Source organism: Vibrio ouci (assembly GCF_004551525.1).
GTDB classification, from domain to species: Bacteria; Pseudomonadota; Gammaproteobacteria; order Enterobacterales; family Vibrionaceae; genus Vibrio; species Vibrio ouci.
Genome location: NZ_SATR01000018.1, coordinates 1 through 19,452, shown reverse-complemented (window position 1 = coordinate 19,452; position 19,452 = coordinate 1). Strand labels below are relative to the sequence as shown.

At 44.7% G+C, this 19,452-nt stretch carries 18 protein-coding genes; 8 read left to right on the top strand and 10 right to left on the bottom strand.

Features of this window, described 5'->3' with window-relative positions:
- Positions 1-2 precede the first annotated feature (2 nt).
- The 6 genes from tssA to ELS82_RS12810 all read left to right on the top strand — a co-directional run bounded on the left by tssA (position 3) and on the right by ELS82_RS12810 (position 9,397).
- A complete protein-coding gene (gene tssA / locus ELS82_RS12835) occupies positions 3-1,409 on the top strand; it encodes a type VI secretion system protein TssA (protein ID WP_134835820.1) in 1,407 nt (468 codons plus the stop codon).
- A 15-nt stretch (positions 1,410-1,424) separates the two neighbouring features.
- Positions 1,425-4,967 (top strand): type VI secretion system membrane subunit TssM, encoded by a 3,543-nt coding sequence (gene tssM, locus ELS82_RS12830; protein WP_134835819.1) that lies wholly within the window; start codon positions 1,425-1,427, stop codon positions 4,965-4,967.
- A 54-nt stretch (positions 4,968-5,021) separates the two neighbouring features.
- Positions 5,022-6,281: a type VI secretion system ImpA family N-terminal domain-containing protein gene (locus ELS82_RS12825; RefSeq protein WP_134835818.1), complete on the top strand. Its 1,260-nt coding sequence runs from the start codon at positions 5,022-5,024 to the stop codon at positions 6,279-6,281.
- Positions 6,282-6,394: 113 nt separating this feature from the next.
- Complete coding sequence (locus ELS82_RS12820; protein ID WP_134835817.1) at positions 6,395-6,832, top strand: YcgN family cysteine cluster protein; 438 nt, start codon at positions 6,395-6,397, stop codon at positions 6,830-6,832.
- 204 nt (positions 6,833-7,036) lie between these two features.
- Positions 7,037-7,555 (top strand): glycine zipper 2TM domain-containing protein, encoded by a 519-nt coding sequence (locus ELS82_RS12815; protein WP_134835816.1) that lies wholly within the window; start codon positions 7,037-7,039, stop codon positions 7,553-7,555.
- A 162-nt stretch (positions 7,556-7,717) separates the two neighbouring features.
- Complete coding sequence (locus ELS82_RS12810; protein WP_134835815.1) at positions 7,718-9,397, top strand: mechanosensitive ion channel family protein; 1,680 nt, start codon at positions 7,718-7,720, stop codon at positions 9,395-9,397.
- Positions 9,398-9,424: 27 nt separating this feature from the next.
- On the opposite strand, the gene ELS82_RS12805 is transcribed toward ELS82_RS12810, so the two are convergent.
- From ELS82_RS12805 to gap, 9 genes are all read right to left on the bottom strand, one after another.
- Complete coding sequence (locus ELS82_RS12805) at positions 9,425-9,715, bottom strand: putative quinol monooxygenase (RefSeq protein ID WP_134835814.1); 291 nt, start codon at positions 9,713-9,715, stop codon at positions 9,425-9,427.
- A gap of 23 nt (positions 9,716-9,738) precedes the next feature.
- Positions 9,739-10,134, bottom strand: coding sequence for a VOC family protein (locus ELS82_RS12800; protein WP_134835813.1), 396 nt, complete (start codon positions 10,132-10,134; stop codon positions 9,739-9,741).
- An 81-nt stretch (positions 10,135-10,215) separates the two neighbouring features.
- Complete coding sequence (locus ELS82_RS12795; RefSeq protein WP_134835812.1) at positions 10,216-10,521, bottom strand: ribbon-helix-helix domain-containing protein; 306 nt, start codon at positions 10,519-10,521, stop codon at positions 10,216-10,218.
- Between the two features lie 180 nt (positions 10,522-10,701).
- Positions 10,702-12,594: a BCCT family transporter gene (locus ELS82_RS12790; RefSeq protein ID WP_134835811.1), complete on the bottom strand. Its 1,893-nt coding sequence runs from the start codon at positions 12,592-12,594 to the stop codon at positions 10,702-10,704.
- A gap of 125 nt (positions 12,595-12,719) precedes the next feature.
- Positions 12,720-13,076, bottom strand: coding sequence for a hypothetical protein (locus tag ELS82_RS12785; protein WP_134835810.1), 357 nt, complete (start codon positions 13,074-13,076; stop codon positions 12,720-12,722).
- A 196-nt stretch (positions 13,077-13,272) separates the two neighbouring features.
- Positions 13,273-14,214, bottom strand: a complete 942-nt coding sequence (locus ELS82_RS12780; protein WP_134835809.1) for a ChaN family lipoprotein — start codon at positions 14,212-14,214, stop codon at positions 13,273-13,275.
- 77 nt (positions 14,215-14,291) lie between these two features.
- Positions 14,292-15,113: a 23S rRNA (guanine(745)-N(1))-methyltransferase gene (gene rlmA, locus ELS82_RS12775; protein ID WP_134835808.1), complete on the bottom strand. Its 822-nt coding sequence runs from the start codon at positions 15,111-15,113 to the stop codon at positions 14,292-14,294.
- Positions 15,114-15,228: 115 nt separating this feature from the next.
- Positions 15,229-16,113 carry a D-hexose-6-phosphate mutarotase gene (locus ELS82_RS12770; protein ID WP_134835807.1) on the bottom strand — a complete coding sequence of 295 codons (885 nt, stop codon included), beginning with the start codon at positions 16,111-16,113 and terminating at the stop codon, positions 15,229-15,231.
- A gap of 172 nt (positions 16,114-16,285) precedes the next feature.
- A complete protein-coding gene (gene gap, locus ELS82_RS12765; RefSeq protein ID WP_049846785.1) occupies positions 16,286-17,281 on the bottom strand; it encodes a type I glyceraldehyde-3-phosphate dehydrogenase in 996 nt (331 codons plus the stop codon).
- Positions 17,282-17,617: 336 nt separating this feature from the next.
- Here gap and msrB point away from each other — a divergent pair, with 336 nt between their 5' ends.
- The gene (gene msrB, locus ELS82_RS12760; RefSeq protein ID WP_134835806.1) at positions 17,618-18,037 is read left to right on the top strand and encodes a peptide-methionine (R)-S-oxide reductase MsrB; all 420 of its coding nucleotides are present in this window, start codon (positions 17,618-17,620) and stop codon (positions 18,035-18,037) included.
- A 39-nt stretch (positions 18,038-18,076) separates the two neighbouring features.
- Here the strand turns inward: msrB and ELS82_RS12755 are convergent, their stop codons facing one another.
- Complete coding sequence (locus tag ELS82_RS12755) at positions 18,077-18,895, bottom strand: DUF2989 domain-containing protein (RefSeq protein ID WP_134835805.1); 819 nt, start codon at positions 18,893-18,895, stop codon at positions 18,077-18,079.
- Positions 18,896-19,001: 106 nt separating this feature from the next.
- On the opposite strand from ELS82_RS12755, the gene ELS82_RS12750 reads away from it, so the two are divergent.
- Positions 19,002-19,286 carry a YeaC family protein gene (locus ELS82_RS12750; protein WP_004413373.1) on the top strand — a complete coding sequence of 95 codons (285 nt, stop codon included), beginning with the start codon at positions 19,002-19,004 and terminating at the stop codon, positions 19,284-19,286.
- Positions 19,287-19,452 lie beyond the last annotated feature (166 nt).

The window sequence follows — 19,452 nt, the reverse complement described above, 5'->3', positions numbered from 1 at the left end:
ATATGGAACTTACTCAATATCGCACTTGCATTGTTTCCCCGATCAGTGATGCCTCTCCAGTCGGTGAACGTCTGCTGGATGAACCGTTATTTGATTTCATTGAAGATCAGATGATGAAGGTTGGCTCACTCTCCCATGCGAGCGTGCAGTGGCAAGAGGTAGAGCACAGTACGCTTCAGTTACTCAAAGAGAAAAGCAAAGACATCAAACTCTTGGTATATCTGCTGCAATGTCTGCACCAAGACCTCAACGCAGATCGCTTGGTCACTTCATTCAATGTGATGGGTGATTTTATTTCACACTATTGGCAGGAGAGTTTTCCTGCGCCAGGTAAGCGAGGCAACCTCCCTCGTCGTAAGTTCTTTAGTCAAATGTGTCAACGTTTCTCGATGGCGCTGGATAAGTTCGACTTCAGTCAACTTGATGGCCAAGCACGAGATGATTTGGGTAGCGCCGTATCAGCGTGGCAAGAGGTGATTGCGACCAATGACCTCGCATCAGACATGGTTGAGTCGATTGCAATAACTGTAGAGAACCAACTGCGCAAAGCGAGTGAGCGTGAGCAGGTAAATAGTAAAGAATCGCCTGTGACTTCTAATGCGACGTCAAGTGTCCCTGATACGAGACCTGCCCCTCTGGTTATTGATAACTCAAGTGGCAAAGCGGCGAAAGAAACCTTGTTTAAAGTGGCTGACTTTCTCTCAGAGCAAGAGTTTGGCGCCGCGTTATCGATTCGGGTTCGTCGTCATGCTTTATGGGGGGCGATTAGCTCGCTGCCAGACCACGATAGCAATGGACATTGCTTGTTAAGAGGAATGAATGCTGACCGTGCTAAGGAGTACCGAGACCGTTGCTCTCAGCCTAACTTAGCTCTTTGGCGACAAGTCGAACAAAGCATCACCATGTCACCATTTTGGTTTGAAGGGCAGTTACTCAGTCATGACATCGCCAAAGCGCTGGGCTATGAGCAGTGGTGCCAAGCTATCAGAGAAGAAACACAGGCGTTTATTGAGCGCTTTCCTCATGTCACTAACTTGAAGTTCAAAGATGGCGAACCGTTTGTCAGTGACTCAGTTAAGCAGTGGCTCGAGAGCAGTGAAGGTCTCAATGCGTCGGCGCCTCGAATGAACAGTTGGCAAGAGCAAAGGGACGAAGTCTTTAATCTTGCGAAAGAGGGCGGAATTGCCGTTGCGATGTCGAGAATCAATGATGGTTTAGTCAAAGCGAGTGAACCACGTGAAAGGTTTTACTGGCGACTGCTTAGCGCCGAACTGCTGAAACATCATCATCTTGATGGAATGGCAAAAGAACAATTTCAACATTTAAAACAAGAAGCTATGCAAGCGCAAGTCTCTCAGTGGGAACCTTCGCTCATAGAACAATTAGAGCAAAATACAGCGTCAGTGTAAGTTAAAGGAATCCCCATGTGGAAAAGTGTTATAGGGTTTGTAGCTAAATTCAAACCGGGCATGGCAGCAGCAATGCCTGTCTTACTCCTTATTCTATTTATTTTAGTCAATGTCTCCATCTGGTGGGCAGGCCCTTGGCTTGCTATCGGAGAGACTCGGCCGCTAGAAACAGTGATGGCCCGTGGCTTAACATCGGTTATCTTTACGTTGTTTACCATTTCCGGTTGGGGCTTATGGCAGTGGAAACGGTTACGAACGCTTAAAAATCAGCAGCAGCGTGAAGAGCAACTGAAACAAGATCCGATTTCTGTTTATGAACAGCGCCAAGAAAGTGAATTAAATGGCGTTATGGCGGAAATGAAGCAGAGTTTGAATAGCCGAAATTATTTGTATGCTCTGCCTTGGTATCTGGTACTTGGCTTAGAAAACGCCGGTAAGACGAGCTTGATTAATCGTTCTGGGCAAAACTTTGCGCTTTCATCTGTTATGCGCGCATCGGGTAAAAAGAGTGATAACCCATACTCGTTTGACTGGTGGATTGGTGACGAATCGGTACTGATCGACCCTGACGGTGAGTTGCTGACTCAAGGCAATCGAAGCGAAGATAATGATGGTGAGCTTGAGCGCCGATTATGGCTCAACTTTATTCATTGGCTAGACAAAACACGTAGTCGCAGACCACTGAATGGTATTGTTTTAGCTTTAGATATTTCTCATTTGGCGACCTCAACGGCTTCTGAACGCAAAGCTTACGCGAACCTATTGCGTGCAAGAATCCGTGAACTAATGGAAACACTGACGACGCGACTACCTGTTTATATAACCTTGACTAAACTGGACCTTTTGCATGGCTTTGAACCTTTCTTTAAGCACTATTCAAGAGAGCAGCGTGATGAAGTGTTGGGTTTCACCTTTTCACTTGAGTCGGTTGAAAATGTCGATCACTGGTTAGAAGAGTTTACCCAAGAATATGGCAAGTTTGTCGGTCGAATTAATGAGCTGCTTCCTCATGCCGTTTCTGAGCCGTTAGAGCAAGAGGAGCGTGCTGCGATCTACAGCTTTACACGTCAGATTTCGGGTTTGCAAAGTATCTTGAAGGGCTTCTTTGAAGATGCCTTATTGAGCGATCAATTCTCTACCTCAGCGCTGGTACGTGGTGCCTACTTTACATCGGTTTATCAGCAAGGGGTGCCAAGTAATGCGTTCAGTGACTCTGCGGCTCGTCGTTACGGTCTATCGCACGCGATAAACAAAGCCCAACATGCTAAAAACTCTACGGTGTATTTCACTCAACAACTGTTTAGCAACATTATTTATCCAGAAGCGGGTCTAGCCTCAGACAACTTCCGAGTCGCCAAGCAGAAGCGTCGCCTTATCGGGCTCTCTTTTGCAACCTGTACTGTGGCGTCAGTACTATTGATAGGTACTTGGCATCAATACTATTCAAAAAACTATAACCAGTCAGACGCGGTGCTGACCAAAGTTAATGAATATAAAAAGCAGTTCCCGTCGAACTTATCCATCGCATCTCAGAAGGATATTTTGGAACCACTCAATAAGATTCGTCAGGCGACATTAGAGTTTGGCTTCTTTAGGGAAAAACCAAAGTACATTTCTGACTTGGGCCTTTACCAGGGACATACAATCGGGCCTATGGTTGAGGACACCTACCTTAACTTGCTTGAAAGCCGCTTCTTGCCGTTACTTATGGCAGACGTAGTTGTGGACTTAAAGCAAGCTTCTAGCGACGAAGAAAAGTTAGCCACATTGAGAGTCTATCGAATGATGGTGGATAAGAGTGGTCGCTATAAAGATTATGTTCTTGATTACTTCAGTAAGTATTGGCAACGTGCTTTTGCCGGGGATAAAGTGGTTCAAGGCCAACTGCTTGACCATCTAGATTATGCGATGCGTCATACTGATCTAGAGGCGTCAAAGCTAGCGGGAGATGAGTTGGCGATAGCCGCGATGAAACCGTACGAGTCGACCATCGCTGAGGTGCAAGATGCGTTGAGTACCATGCCAAATGATCAACGTGTTTATCGTAACTTGAAGCTTAACGCGCAGACCGTTCTTGGTCCATCGATCAGTATCCGCAACCTAGTTGGACCAATCTTTGATGTGGTGTTCGAAGAACGCGTATCTAATCAGAGCCTATATATTCCTCAGATGCTAACCAAAGCAGGGTTTGAAAACTACTTTATGCCGCGATCTGAGTCTGTATCTGAGCTAGCTCTTATCGATAGTTGGGTATTGGGTCAGTCGAAAACAGCGCAATTTAGCGAAGCAGATAAGCAAGTTTTGCGTGAGAAGATTCGTAATCTTTATGTGGCGGACTATATCAACACATGGCGCGCCGCGCTCAATGATATCGATATGAAGTATTTCTCCGACCTCAATGATGCTGTAGTAGTGCTAGAAAACATCACGGGTAACGTTGAACCTCTGCAGCGACTACTGAGAACGCTAGACAGCAATACTCAGTTAATCGCAGGCCTTGATGTTTCAGATGAAGCGCAAGCTGAGTTGGTGAAAAACGCCAAATATCAAGTATCGTCGAATATTCAGTCTCCTTTTGCTGAATTGAACTTAATGTTGAAGCCCGTTGGCGAGCAACCTCCTTATATTAATGAGGTGCTTAACTCAGTCGATGAGCTAAAAGCTTACCTAAAAAGCATTCAAGAATCCCCTGACGTAGGTATGGCGGCACTTGAAGCAACGAAGTCACGAGTCAAACTTGTTAGCGCAGATCCCATTTACACGCTGAAACGGATCTCTTCGGGCTTGCCAAAGCCTTTAGACATGATGATGGAAAAGCTGGCAGATGAGAGTTGGCTTGTGGTTAAACAGGAAGCGGTTAAGCATTTAGAAGTGCGCTGGTATGAGGATGTGTATCAGCCATATTATGCCAAGCTTGCTAATCGATACCCGTTCAATGACAAATCCACTAAAGATGTGGCCTTAGAGGACTTTGAAACGTTCTTTGCGCCACAAGGTACGCTGGATAACTTCTACTCGAACCAACTTAAAGTCTTTATTGATGAAAATATTTCTGTCGATAGCTCTGACTCAATGCAGTCTATCATCAGGCCAGAAGTGTTAGCGCAAATTAAGCAAGCGCAGCGAATTCGTCAGGCGTTCTTTAATCGTAAGGGCATCTTAGATGTGAATTTCTCGGTCGAGCCGATTCAGCTAAGTAGCAATAAACGCCGCAGTGTGCTGAATATCGATGGGCAATATTTATCTTATAGTCATGGCCCAAGATCGGGAGCTGAGCTGATATGGCCAAATACATTACGTGATTCTGCTATATCTAAAGTTACCTTGGTGCCAACTAAGATCAATACTTCCCCACGCAGTATTAACATCCAAGGGCCTTGGGCATTTTTCAGGCTACTGGATAAAGGGGATGTACTGGCGGCGAGTCCAACCTCGGTTGACTACAAGTTTGGCTTTGCTGGCGGTGAGATGATTTATCGTATTAACGCTGAATCTGACGCGAACCCGTTTACTGAACGTCTGTTTAAATCATTTAAGCTTTCTCAGACCCTCTATTAACGATTGTTAGGGAGTGACGTTGCTCACTCCCTATCGCTTTAGGACGAAGTAGTTATGTCCCATATTGTCATACTTGATCAAAAGACCTACACCATTGTTTCTGAGCCTGAACAGATCAGAACAACCGATACCTATCAAAAAGTAAGAGATGAAATTAACAGTCGCTTCAACCCGTTATCAGGGGGCACTAATTGGCAAGTTGTTCATGATGGTTGTGAGCAGCTTGCTTTTGATCTCGGCATAGATTTGCTGATGAGCTGTTATTTGACCATCGCAAAATTAAAGCTAGAGGGAGTCAAAGGTTACGCTAACGGACTGGAGCTGATTAATCGTTGCCTGACGCTACAGCCAGAGCCAAGTGTAAAGCTTGCCAAAATGCAAAAAGAGCTGCTTGATTGGGTTAATGGTAAGGCTTTACCCGAACTCAAAGGAATGAAGCTGACGCATGAGCAATTGAGAGATCTATACCGTAGTGAGCGTTTATGCGAAAAAGCCCATCATTGGCTAGCGACCAGTCAGCCTGAGCATGAGGTGAATTTTGAAGGTGTGGGCTTTGTTCTGTTTGAGCATATCGATAAAATTGAAACTCAATACCACACTGCAGTTAAACGGGTCGAAAAGTCAGAACAGCAAATGAGTGGCTATGTCCCTAAGAAAAAGTATCGATGGGGGCTGTTTCTTTCAAGTGTGCTTTCTATTTCTGTTGTGTCGGCTAGCTGGTGGTATATTCCGAATATCTTGGCCAGTTATCAGCCGCAATATAAAGCGGTTAAAGAAGTGCCAACGCTCGACAGCGAAAACTTACCTGAATTCGTGACGCAAACTTCAGCGGAAACTCGCCATAAGTATCAACCAGAGATAGTTGAACTCTATCAACAGGCCATTAAAGAGCAGTTGGCAACATCGGTTGAGCAGCCCAATTTGGAGGTTATGAGTCAGCTTGAGGTGTTAACGCAGCTATTTTCTGAAGATCAGCGGGTCAAAGCCATTGCTCAGACTGTTGAGCAAGATCAGCAGATCGCCCTTGAGCAAGTCGGTTCATTTGTCGAGCGTTTCAATGAAGCGAGAACAAAAATGGCGAATATTGCATTAATGGTTAAAAATCGCCAGTGGTCTCAAGCGACGCATGCGACTAAATCATTAGAGAAGCTCGCTATCAGCTTATCGCCAATTTACGCCCGTGTCGGTTATATCGAACGTTTGATCGAGGAAGAGGAATATCAACAGGCAGAAACTGAATTGGCAGAGTTAACCGTCAGGTTGAACAACCTCAGTTGGAAAGTGGCGCAATTAAGCCAAAGTCTCGTTAATTGATTGCGAAAGATTATCTTGCACTAGAGCGAATTGCTTGCACTTTGGTCAAAGGATCTATATAAATTCGGCTTTCCTTTTTTCGTGACGTATTTGAATATTTGAGGTTGGCGAATATGACGCATTTCTGGCAGAAAAAAGCTTTAGAGCAGATGACCGAGCAAGAGTGGGAGTCACTTTGCGATGGTTGTGGTAAATGCTGTTTGCACAAACTCATGGATGAAGATACCGACGAAATATACTACACCAATGTGGCATGTAGCTTGCTCAATAGTAAAACTTGTTCGTGCAAAGACTATCCGAATCGTTTCAATTACGACGAGGAGTGTACTAAGTTAACACGCGACGATATCGAAGATTTTACTTGGTTGCCTCATACCTGCGCTTACCGTCTATTGGCAGAAAAACAGCCTTTACCAGAGTGGCACCCACTACTGACAGGTTCGAAATCAGCAATGCATGCTGCAGGAGAAAGTGTTCGCAATAAAGTGGTGTATGAAATTGACGTGGTAAATTGGGAAGACCACATTTTGAATCACCCTGGTCGAGACTAGGGTCATTACGTATACGTGGAGGCTTAGCTTAAGCCTCGCTTTTAATCATCTCATCGCCATACCCAGTTTTTAACCGACTTCTCCTCACTAGCCTTTGCGGCACTCTTCACTCGTTACTGACATAACTCTTAACTCAACTTGATTCTTTGCCGCTTAGATACGATTAGCATGTGCGCCAGTTAGTATTATCGTTAGGACAATTGAGTGAAAATCAAATCTATTATCTTTGCCATTACGACGGCAACTCTTCTTAGTGCGTGTCAGGATGACAAAGCTCCCGCGCCAACTTATGCAACGGTTACTTCTGTAGAGCCAATTACTGAGCAGGTGCAAACCCCACATCAAGTGTGTAAAGATGTGGTTGTGACGACGCAGGCTGAGATCAAAGATGACAATAAATTGGTCGGCACATTGGGCGGCGCGGCTGCAGGTGCAGCGTTAGGAAATCAAGTTGGCGGCGGTTCAGGTAAAACTATTGCGACGGCGGTTGGCACTGTTGCAGGTGCAATGACTGGCCGAAAGATCCAAGATAACGCGCAAAAGAATGATGTGATTACCACGACTCAAAGGCAGTGTAATACGCAATACACCACATCAAGCAAGACGGTAGGTTATAACGTGACCTATGATTTGGGTGGTACCGCGGTAACGGCGAAAACGACCAATAAGCCACAAGGCAACATTCTACCAATTGTTGATGGAAAGGTTATTCTTCCAGAGTAAAATCTGAATTGCGTCGATTTTGATTAAAGCAGCCATCCCATCGGCTGCTTTTTTGTGCCATATATTGATTAATCAATATCAATTGTTAGGGCGTAGTGGTGTAAACTCTAGGCTCATTCATATAATAAACAAATAGTTGTATTTGTCTTTTCTGAGGTAATTATGAATTTATTGTCTCACCGTAGCATTGGATGGTATGTCAGCTTTAGCCTAATGCTCAGTGTATTGTTCAGCCCGTTCTCAATAGCCGCACAAGAAGCGCCTGTTGTTAGCACGTCGAGCACACAAACTGCGTTTAACAAAATCAATACTGACCTAAAAGAGCTCTCTGATACCCTTGCTTCATCAAGTGGTGATGAGAAAGATGCGCTGCAGCTTAAGTTGTTTCAGAAAAATGAAGAGTTACGAACGGTTCTTGCAAATGCAGTAAGACAAGGCTCTCTGCCAAAAGAGCAATTGATCGCTCAGGTCAAGATGCAACAAAGCTATTCGAAAGGTGCGACGATATATCTTGATGAAAAAATTAAAGCGTTGAACATTAAAATCGATGACGCTAAAGATGAGGAGCGTCTCTCTCTTCTCAATGAGTATCAAGAGCTTCAGCACTATTTAGATAATGTTATTCAGTCAAACTGGCAAAATATTAAGTGGCTAGAACAACTAGGCGTAGAAGACGCAGAGGCTAAAGCTCAGTTCCGTGCTGTTGTATCGAAACGCCTGCGCGTTGTATCGGCTTCGGTCGAATATTTTAGTCAGCAGATTGAAGTGGTTGGCAAGCAGTTAACCGTCAGCCCTGAGTCTGAGAAGGCGAGTCTACAGCTTCACCAGTTAGTGGTTAAGCAGCGTATGAACATCGCTGTGGAAAGCCTTTCTTCCCTTATCCCAATTGCGGAACAGCTTGAGATTGATACGTCAGAATACAAACGTTTGATGTTCGAAGTGACGGGAAGCATTACTCAAGATCTGTTTGAAGGAAAAGTCATTCTTTCTATTGTGACTCACTGGTCGACGAATGCGTTTGATTGGCTCGGAGATAACGCGACTCAGTACATCTTCCAGCTGTTTATTTTTGTGCTTCTGCTGTTGGTAACTAAGCTATTGGCTAAGTTAGTGCGTAAGGTAGTGAGCAAAACGGTAGTCTCGAAAAACCTTAAGCTCTCTCAGTTGATGCAAGACTTCTTTATTGGCATGTCTGGCAACATCGTCTGGGTGATCGGTATTTTAGTCGCCTTGTCGCAAGTCGGGCTTAACCTGGCGCCAGTGTTAACGGGTTTCGGTATTGCTGGTGTGATTATCGGTTTTGCGTTGCAAGATACACTGTCTAACTTTGCTGCGGGTATGATGCTGCTGATCTACCGACCGTTTGATGTGGGTGACTTTGTTTTTGCTGGTGGCGTGGATGGTAAGGTTAGCCACATGAGCCTAGTGAATACCACGATCAAGACGTTCGATAACCAGATCATTATTATTCCAAATAGTAAGATCTGGGGTGATGTGATTAAGAACGTGACGCATGAGCGCCTTCGTCGAGTCGATATGGTGTTTGGTATTGGCTATTCCGATGACTTGCTCAAAGCGGAGAAGATTCTAACCGATATCGTACATGAGCACCCGGCGGTACTGAAAACGCCAGAGCCAAACATCAAGGTTCACACTTTGAATACCTCATCAGTAGATTTCATCGTTCGTCCTTGGGTAAAAACAGACGACTACTGGGATGTTTACTGGGATGTCACCAAAGAGGTCAAACTACGTTTTGATAGGGAAGGGATCTCAATTCCATTCCCACAGCAAGATGTTCATTTGCATATGGTCAAAGAGAACAATCTTATTCAAGAATAAAAAAGAGCGCCGTCTGGCGCTCTTTTTTTATGCAGATAACTCTTCTAAGAAGGTTATCTTTGGTTCCTGATCTAAAAGGCCGTCTAAGCTAGCGAGTAGCTGAATGAAGTACGGCTGTTTGCAGTGCTCATCAAAAGCGATTTGGTCAGCAAATTGCTCTTGGAAGGTAAAGATTGCGGCATCGTCTTTATTTTTAAATAGGCAGTAGCGTTTATTACCTGGCTCTTGGCGAGTTGGTGCCAGCATTGCAACCAGAAGTTCTTCGAGTTGCTGTTCTTGTCCGGTTTTAGCGTGAAATGTTGCTGTCAAATTAATCATTGTGTTTACTCTTTTTTTGTTTGTTATAAGTATCGGCCCTGTCTTTGCAGGAGTTCGATTTTGTATCCATCGGGGTCGGTAATAAAAAAGAAGGTCGCAAGATGAGCGCCGTTGTGCGCAAACGCTTTAATATCAGATGCTTCGATCCCTAATTCGACGATACGCTTATGTGCCTGCTCGATATCTTCTACACTCACCGCCAAGTGTCCGTAACCGCTCCCATGGGTGTATGGCTCAATCTGGCTGTGGTTATGCGTAAGCTCTAACTCGAACCCGGTTTGCGCATTTGCTAAGTAGGTTAAGCTAAAGTCATCAAAGACAAATTGATCTTTGATCTCTAGTTCAAGCGCTTGGCGATAAAATTCGATTGATTGGGTAAGGTCACTGACTCTTACCATAGAGTGGATGAGTTTGGTCATAACGGCCCCTTAACTTTTGATGAGGGTAGGATAGAGGCAGAGGGAGTGGATTAGGTAGTACTAGAGTACGACATGGAAAATTTATGATTGGCTTGCCAGTTGTTCGTTAACGATGTTCATTACGTTCGTTGGCTGGCGCAGATAGAGTAAGCAAGCGCAGCGTAATAATGACGTGAAATTGCTGATTTCGCCGTTGTGAAGTAGCGCTTCTTTATAGATGGAGCTGATAAAGCGCGGTAGAGTCATCTGCTGCTGCGCGGCGATTTCCTCAAGGATTTGCCAAAAACTGGCTTCAAGTTTGATACTGGTAGCATGACCATCGATACGGATCGAGCGGGCGATGGTTTGATAGTTTTCTTGTGGTTGATGAGAAAATATTTCGCACATGTTGGTTTGCCTATGTTTTAGCTGTGCTCATTTTTATCTTCTGCTGCGGTTGAGTCAATGGCGAATTTTCTTTGGGGGCACTCAGCGAAAAAGCGGTAGCGGTGATACAGGACTTGTAGACATGGACGAAAAAAAGCTCACCAATTGGTGAGCTTTGAGCTAAGGAAGGAAGAATAATGGCTAGGCTGTTGCCGCGTTAGTTACCGCTTGGTTAAACTCTCCGCGCGCGAGTTGGGTTTGCTCTGACGCTTCTTGTTTACGCTCTTGAGCTTTTGCTACCTCATCAAGAGCGATTTGCAGCTCAGTTTGTAGCTCTTGCGGTAGGTGATGATCAGAGAACTCTTCATCGCCTGAATGCTCAAGTGCGAAGGCACGAATACGTTTTTTGACACTAATCACTTTGGTTAAAGCTTCGCGTTCCAGCTCTGCTGCTTCTTGAGCGGCGTCACGACTTCTTTCAAAGCGCGCTAACGCCATACCTTCTGAAGACCATGGATCCATTTCTGGTAGATCTTCGATATTGATGGTTGGCTCAACGTAGTCTTCTTGATGACGCAGGTCTAGGCTTGTTGCTCGAACTGCAGAAATCATCAACATCACTGAGATTCCAAGCAGAGGTAAACCGCCGACGATAGCCGCTGTTTGTAATGTACTTAATCCGCCAAGGAACATCAGTACCGTTGGCAAAAACGATAGCGTGAATGCCCAGAATAGTCGGTTCCAACGCATCGGCTCTTCTGTGACATCGTTTTGAACTACAGAAGCAAGGATGTAAGAAATCGAGTCAAAGGTGGTTGCCGTGAAGATAATACATAGGATGGTAAACACCGCGATGACGGCTGTACCCATTGGCAGTGCGTTCAGCATCGAGAAAATCGCTTTGGTTGCCCCTTCGGTATTAAGTATTCCCACTACATCGAGTTCGCCTGATAGCTGTAACGATAAGCCGTAGTTACCTAAGATCATAAAGAACAAGAAACAGCCTAAAGAACCGAAGAAAATAGAACCAGAGACCATTTGTTTAATGGTGCGTCCGCGTGAGATACGCGCAACAAACAGACCCATACTTGGCGCAAACACCAACCACCAAGCCCAGTAGAAAATAGTCCAGTCTTGAGGGAAGTGGGTGTTTTCAAATGTACCGTAGCCACCAAATGGTTCTGCCCATGTTGCCATCACAAAGAAGTTTGACAGCATACGGCCGATTGAGTCGAGCCCTGTTTCGAGCATAAAGATGGTTGGGCCAGCAAAGAGAACAAAAGCCAATAGACCCATCGCACCCCAAAAGTTGATGTTACTCAGTACCTTGATGCCTTTTTCCATCCCAGCGTAGGAAGAGTAGGCAAAGATTGCTGTACAAACGAGTAGAACCGCAATTTGGCTTAAAGTTGTTTGGGGAATGCCGAATAGGAAGTTTAGACCTTCACCGATCAGTGGTGCAGCAAGACCTAGTGTGGTTGCAGCGCCACCAAGTAAACCAAAGATAAATAATATATCGACGATTTTACCTGCTGCACCTTTAGTACGTTCTTCGCCCAGTACTGGCATTAGCGCACTTGATACTTTTAGAACAGGCTGCTTGCGTACATAGAAGAAGTAGGCAATCGGTAAGGCTGGAATAAGGTAAATCGCCCATGCAATTGGTCCCCAGTGGAACAAGCCATAGGTCGCAGCCCAGCGTACCGCCTCTTCACTGCCAGGCTCTAATTGGAATGGCGGTGATTGGTAGTAGTAGGCCCACTCTATACAACCCCAGTACAAGATACTCGCACCGATACCACCACAGAACAGCATAGCTGCCCATGATGCGGTAGCGAATTCAGGCTTTTCGTCAGGATCGCCAAGTTTAATTTGGCCCATATCACTGAAGATGACATAAATCATGAAGAAAAATGCACCTAGGCCTAGCGCAAGATAAAGGAAACCGAGTTTATCGGTCATGAAGCTTTTGGCAATTGCAATCCAATCAGCGCCCTGTTGCGGGAACAAAATAAGTGGAATTACAATGGTTAAGAGCAGGGCGATAGCACCAAAAAAGGTAGGTTTATCAATAAGAGAGAATGTGTTTCGCACGAAGATCTTTCCATAATTAAGAGTTCCTTGATTATGGAATGATGCGACTTCACACGACAAACGGAGTAATTTGTCGTGAGGAAAACAAAAGCTAATGGCTCAGGCGATATTGCCCTTATAAACGTTTATATCAACGCGAGTAGAATGCCACCTACGGTTGCCGCAGCGGAAAGGTATTGCCCCGCTGAGTACGAACCATCATCTTCTTCTTCAATTTTGTCTGGATGGTCCATGCCTAAAGCGCCATGAGCAAAGGATTCAACTTTATCACCGACGGTTTTGCCGTCTTCAGGTGTTGCTTTACCATCTTTTTCAATTTGTTGTAGCGCGGCCAAAAGCGCCTTTCCTTCCTCTGAAAGGGTCACTTTGCTTTGCTCAACTTTAAGTGGGGCCGGTCCTGATTCTTGGGGGGCGGCAGTAGCTTGAGGCTTTACCTGCTGGGTAGGGGACAGCTTGGCTGGCTCCATTCCTACTGGGGTCATAATGATCTCCTTACATTATCCTCAGACACTATATCGACTGCTTGGTGAAAAACTTGTGCAAAATATGCAAAATTTGTATAAAAACAATACAAGCATAAAGTGTGCCGATTTCATAACAGGGCCGTTATATCTGATTTGTCCTACAAGATGTCAGATGCAAATTGGCCTGTAAGGAGATCATTAGCAATCAAAGTGCCTATTTACACTCTAAGGTATTATTGCGGCTAGTGAGGTGCTGATAGGCCGCCATTCGATTCTCCATTTTTACATAACGAGTCGGAGGTGCTAACACGTTGAGTATAAAGTCTTGGCCAGTGTTTTCCTCGGTCAGATCTGAGTTTGGAGATATGACGACAACACTGAGGTTTGGGTTGCGCTTTAGAATCGACGCTTTCGTTCCCAATCCCTGCTCAATGTGAAACTTTCCCGCAATGTGCAGTACTTGAGTCGATGGGTGCGTATCTAGGTAATGAGTAATACTTTCTGCCATGGTCTCATCCCAGGTGATTTGAGCGGCAAATTGTTTTTCAGTTTGCTCTGGCTCGCCGTGGTGCATGGATGCCATAAACTTCTCTTTATAAGGACTCACTGAGGTATCTATTTCATTGGCTAACAAGACTCTCTGCTGACTATCCAACTTGTCCAAATAGCCTATCCCTTGTCGGCCGATACAGCGAACAATCGGTTTAGGAGCGTTGGCGGCAATGATGTCGAGCTTATGCTTTTTAGCGAGCTCGACGAGAGGGCGGTAGTCACTTTCATAATTCGGCCAAGCATTGCCACTTTTTATCAAAATTTGCTCGCCAATTTCGCCTGCTAGATAGCTGTCGACTGTGGCTTGTTTATCTCGAGAGAATTGTTCCATCGAGAGCGCAACGTCATTTTGCTCGGTTAATTGATCTAAAAGCTCTGTTTGGAATCGATGGATAGCAGAGTGTGTATGCCACTCACCAATAAGAATGACATCAGCATCGAGGATTTCACGAGGTAATGCTTGCAGAGAAATCGGCTGCTTGGCTGGTGAATAGAGTTGATAGTCGTAGAAATTACCTATAGTGGTATCAGTAGGATTTGTTGAGAATACAGAGCAGGCAGACAGTGCTAATGTACTAAAAAATATGGTAAAAAGCCGCAGCATAAAAACCTCCATTAATGATCGTAGCAATAATAATGGAGGCGTTGCAATAACTCAATAAAAATGAGAATTGTTATCTATTAGCTTGTTTTACGATAAACACGGATCATAAAATCGGCCTCACACTCATAGAGTGTAGCTGATTTGAGTTTTTCTCTTAGCTCATCCGATGCTTTCCAGGCAAAGGGTGTCATCTGGAGAAGATCGTAGGCATCACCATCACTGAGCTGCATCACGTAATTGAGCTTTTCTTGCTTTTCGAGTTGGAACCCTTCGATGCATTCCGCCTCTTCACTATGTAAACGCACATCTGGGTAGATTTCATCGCGCAGTTGGTAGAGGTGGCGCCCGGCGGGAGTCACAGTCACTACCACGCCACTGTCAGCGATGACTCGCTGTAGCTCTTGCGCTTTACACGGCGCATAAATTCGTAACACTGCGTCTAGGCTGCAAGGCTCAAAGGGCAGGCGATGACTTGATGCCACGCTGAATGCGCAGTTTAAGTATCGTTTAGCGGCGTAGCGAATTGCGACCTTAGAAATATCTAAGCCATACACAGTGGCATTGTCAGACTGTTGGGCTAAATGAGAGGCAACCTCTGTGGTGTAGTAACCTTCGCCACAACCGATATCTAATAATCTATGTTTGGTATCGACTAACAGCTGCCCACAAAGTTCCGCTACGTACTTTTTAAGTGGTTGGTAGTGATCTTTTTCAAGGAATCGTCGGCGGGCCTGCATCATCTCTTTATTATCACCTGGATCTTTTGAACGCTTGTGTTGAACTGGCATCAAGTTGATGTAGCCTTCTTTCGCTAGGTCAAAGGCATGGTTGTTTTCACAGCGATAGGTACGCTCGTTTAAAGAGAGTGATTGGTGACAAAGGGGGCAGGTGTAGGACATAAATAGCTCAGATTCGATATTTGAGAGCGCAGAGTCTAGCAGGAACTGCTATGCGGAAAAAGGAATTGTTTCGGCTAGCCCTAGTCGAAACTAGGGCTAGAGATATGTTCGCTACTTACTTAGAAGATAGTGTGGTAACAAGCTGGTGACTTTCACCCGGCTGCAGCGTTTTACCTTGTTCAATAGACGGTGCATGTAGAGTCGATTCAACGCAAAGGAAGGTTTGGTAACCGTCATCTTGCATATCGCCCATACCTTGTGCACCTTCTGCCCATGGGTTCCATAGCACGGCAGAGTTGTGGCCTTGGTTCTCAACAACTAACGAGCGGTTTAGGACTGGATCTTGAACGGTGATTTGTGCACTAGGTTGAGTGTAAACGCGATCAATAGTGTCGGTTAGCTGCAGAGTTTCACCACCCTGACAAATCTCTCCATCTTTTAGGCTATCGATATATTCAGGGCCCATACCCGTAGTCGCGGCTTGCTCGATATCACCCACGGTTAGGTATGTGTGCAGTGCGCCAGAGAATGTCCAAGCTTGAGTATCGGTATTGGTTACGTCTAGCGTAACTTTTAGCTCATCGCCAATCTCAACCAGTAGGTGAGCTTGGAACTGGTGAGGCCAAACAGCAAGTGTTGATTCGGACGGCAGTAACCCAAGCTCTACGATTACACCATTTTCATTTTCACGGTGTTCAAGTAGTGTCCATTCGCTATTGCGCGCAAAGCCGTGCGCAGGCGCAGCAATACGACCAAACCACGGCCAGCAAACTGGAATACCACCACGCAGTGCTGCTTTGCCGTCAAAGATTGCTTGTTCACTCATCCAAATTAGGTCCGGTTGACCTTTAGGTTGGAAAGAGACTACGTGGCCGCCGTGTAGACAGATACCAGCAGAAGCCTTCTCGTGAATAACGCGTACGATCTTTACATCGTCTTTCTCGACGATAGTTACGTTATCAGACAGTACAGTCAATGCAGGTAATTGCTCTAAATTCATTTAGTTGTCCTCAGTAAGAGAAATGACATTCCTATATTCACTCTAAACAAGTGAACCAAAGAATATGATTTCGATATTCAAATACGGCAGATACTAAAAAGGCGACTCGAGAGCCGCCTTTTACAAGATTCTGCGCTAAACGCTTATCTTAAAGTAACTACTATTTAAAGAATTACTTAGAGATGTGTGCGATTAGGTCTAGAACTTTGTTTGAGTAACCGATTTCGTTATCGTACCAAGATACAACTTTAACGAATTTGTCAGTTAGAGCAACACCAGCTTTAGCGTCGAATACTGAAGTTTGAACTTCGCCGATGAAGTCTTGAGATACAACTTGATCTTCAGTGTAACCTAGAACGCCTTTTAGTTCGCCTTCAGAAGCTTCTTTCATTGCAGCACAGATTGCTTCGTAAGATGCAGCTTCTTTTAGGTTAACAGTTAGGTCAACTACAGAAACGTTAGCAGTTGGTACGCGGAAAGCCATACCAGTTAGAAGGCCGTTTAGTTCTGGAAGAACAACGCCTACTGCTTTAGCAGCACCAGTTGAAGATGGGATGATGTTCTGAGAAGCACCACGACCACCGCGCCAGTCTTTAGCTGAAGGACCGTCTACAGTTTTTTGAGTTGCTGTAGTAGCGTGAACTGTCGTCATAAGACCAGATTCGATACCGAACTTGTCGTTAAGAACTTTAGCTACAGGTGCTAGACAGTTAGTAGTACAAGAAGCGTTAGAAACGATGTCTTGACCAGCGTAAGTTGAATCGTTTACGCCCATAACGAACATTGGAGTTGCGTCTTTAGAAGGACCAGTAAGAACAACTTTCTTAGCACCAGCAGTGATGTGCTTACGTGCAGTCTCGTCTGTTAGGAAAAGACCAGTTGCTTCAGCTACAACGTCAACGTCGATAGCATCCCACTTTAGATCTTCTGGGTTACGCTCAGCAGTAACACGTACAGTCTTACCGTTAACGATTAGGTTACCACCTTCAACTTCAACAGTACCGTTGAAACGGCCGTGAGTTGAATCGTACTTAAGCATGTATGCCATGTACTCTACGTCGATTAGGTCGTTAATACCTACTACTTCGATGTCGTTACGCTCTTGCGCTGCACGGAAAACGAAACGGCCGATACGGCCAAAACCGTTAATACCTACTTTGATAGTCATTATAGTTGCTCCACAACTTAATTTCTGATTAAAGATAACTGGTAGTAAAATTACAGAATCCAGTCAAAATCTGCAACTGATAATCGGACTTAACTTGTTTAAAGTCAAAAAAAAGCGTCGCTTTTTTTCACAATTAGTCGCAAATGGTCATCTTTTGAACGGATTACTGGTTTTTTCCCTAACCAGTTGACGTAAAATAGTGGACGACGCTGACAGCTGTGCTGAAAGTTTAACCATCCTGTTATGGTGTCAAAGTATGTGCTACAAAGGTTGTCGTTCGCAAGTTTTTCGCGAAAAAAGTCATAATAAAAAATGAGAATACGGAGAAATAGTGTTGTGAAACAGAAGGTAGAGAAGGTCGTGAAGCCTGATGAACACTGGCGTGAGGCCTTATCTGATGAAGAGTATCGAGTCTGCAGGGAACAAGGGACTGAAGCCCCGTTTAGTGGCAAACTTCTGCATAATAAAGCGACAGGTATCTATGCCTGTACATGCTGTAAAGCCCCCCTATTTATATCTGATAACAAGTATGATTCAGGTTGTGGGTGGCCAAGTTTCGATGCCCCTATTAACGATGGGGCTATTCGTTATTTAGAAGATCTTAGTCACGGAATGACTCGAACAGAGATCAGATGTGCAGCCTGTGATAGTCATTTAGGTCACGTTTTTCCTGATGGACCGAAAACAACTGGTGAAAGGTTTTGTGTTAATTCAGTGTCGTTAATTTTCAACAATTCACAAAAAAGCGGTGAATAAATCACCGCTGTTTGTTTCATCCTTACAACATTCAAGTCACTATTTAAATTTTGGCACCATGTTGGCGTTGAAGGTGCCACTATTAATGGCATCTTCTAACTGCTCAGCAATATCGTCTAACTGTTGATAGGTACTTTTGTCGAATCCGTAAAGCAGTTGCAATTCGCTAGTTGACGCGATAGGTACCTCGTACCTTTGTGCAACCATGGTCCAGATGTAGGCTTCTTTTTTGGTACCCAGTCGATAAGTGGTGCTGGCTAGCGACTTAAATACTTCGGTATTAATTGTATTGCGGTTAGTTAACTCTAAAGCACGCAGTAACAAAGTTCGGGTCTTGTTTTGATCTCGACTGGTATAGAAAGTTGCGAGTGCGTACTGCATTTCAGCAGTTTCCAAAGCAGGTGAGCCTTCTAGCTGCAAAAAGCTACGTCTTGCTTGGTCACTGCCCGTTTGACTCCACAAAAAGTAATAGGCTTGAGCGGAGTTCGATTTCTCCAGTGTTGCGACGATCGAGTCCAAATCATCGGATGCGTTGACCAACGCATCAAATCGACGCTGTTTTAGGCCTGATTGATCAATCGGTTGAATTTGCGAGGCGAGCTCTAAACACTTTTTGTACTCAGCGAGGTGGAGATACTCTTTGATCTTATTGTCATCAGTCGGGTTTTTGAGTACTTCGAAGCGGTGCCATATTAAATCTGTTCTCGGTATCCGACATTGACCATCACCCATGTTGAGCCGCTCACATTGTAGCGACGGGTTAGAGCTGCACAGCTGCTCGGTATTCTTGTTACTTTCAAAACAGCCAACAAGGCCAAAGCTTATAGTTATCAGTGTGAGTGCTTTTAGTGATTTCATAGTGTCGTTGCTTGTGATCCGTTACACTTAATTATTGCTGTTATCTTGACTCAGCCTGCTAGCCAGTTAATGTTCGTCTATCTTTTTTGACGAATTAGGATTTTCCATGGACGCAGAGCAGTTAATCAATGCCATCACACCAGAGGCTTATGAGCGTCTACTATTTGCTGTAGAAACAGGAAAGTGGCCTGAGGGTACTCTACTTTCACAAGAGCAGCGAGATTCTTGTATGCAAGCTGTGATGTTGTATCAATCTAAGCATAATTCAGAAGCGCAACATATGACAGTTGCACAGGGTGGGGAAATTAGCTTTAAGTCTAAAGCTGAGCTGAAAAAGCAATTTCAGCAGGGGCAAGATGACATTATGCGAGTCAACCCAAACAAAGAATAGTAAAAAGGCAGGTTTAACCCTGTCTCTTGATCACAAGTCTAGTGAATCAAGAGACTTAGCCAGTTCATACCCTTCAAGGATGGTTTGCAGCCTAAACCATCCTTGCCATAACGTCTTTATGGAAGCGCGATCCGTTCGCTTAGTATTCTTCCAACCACCTAATCGT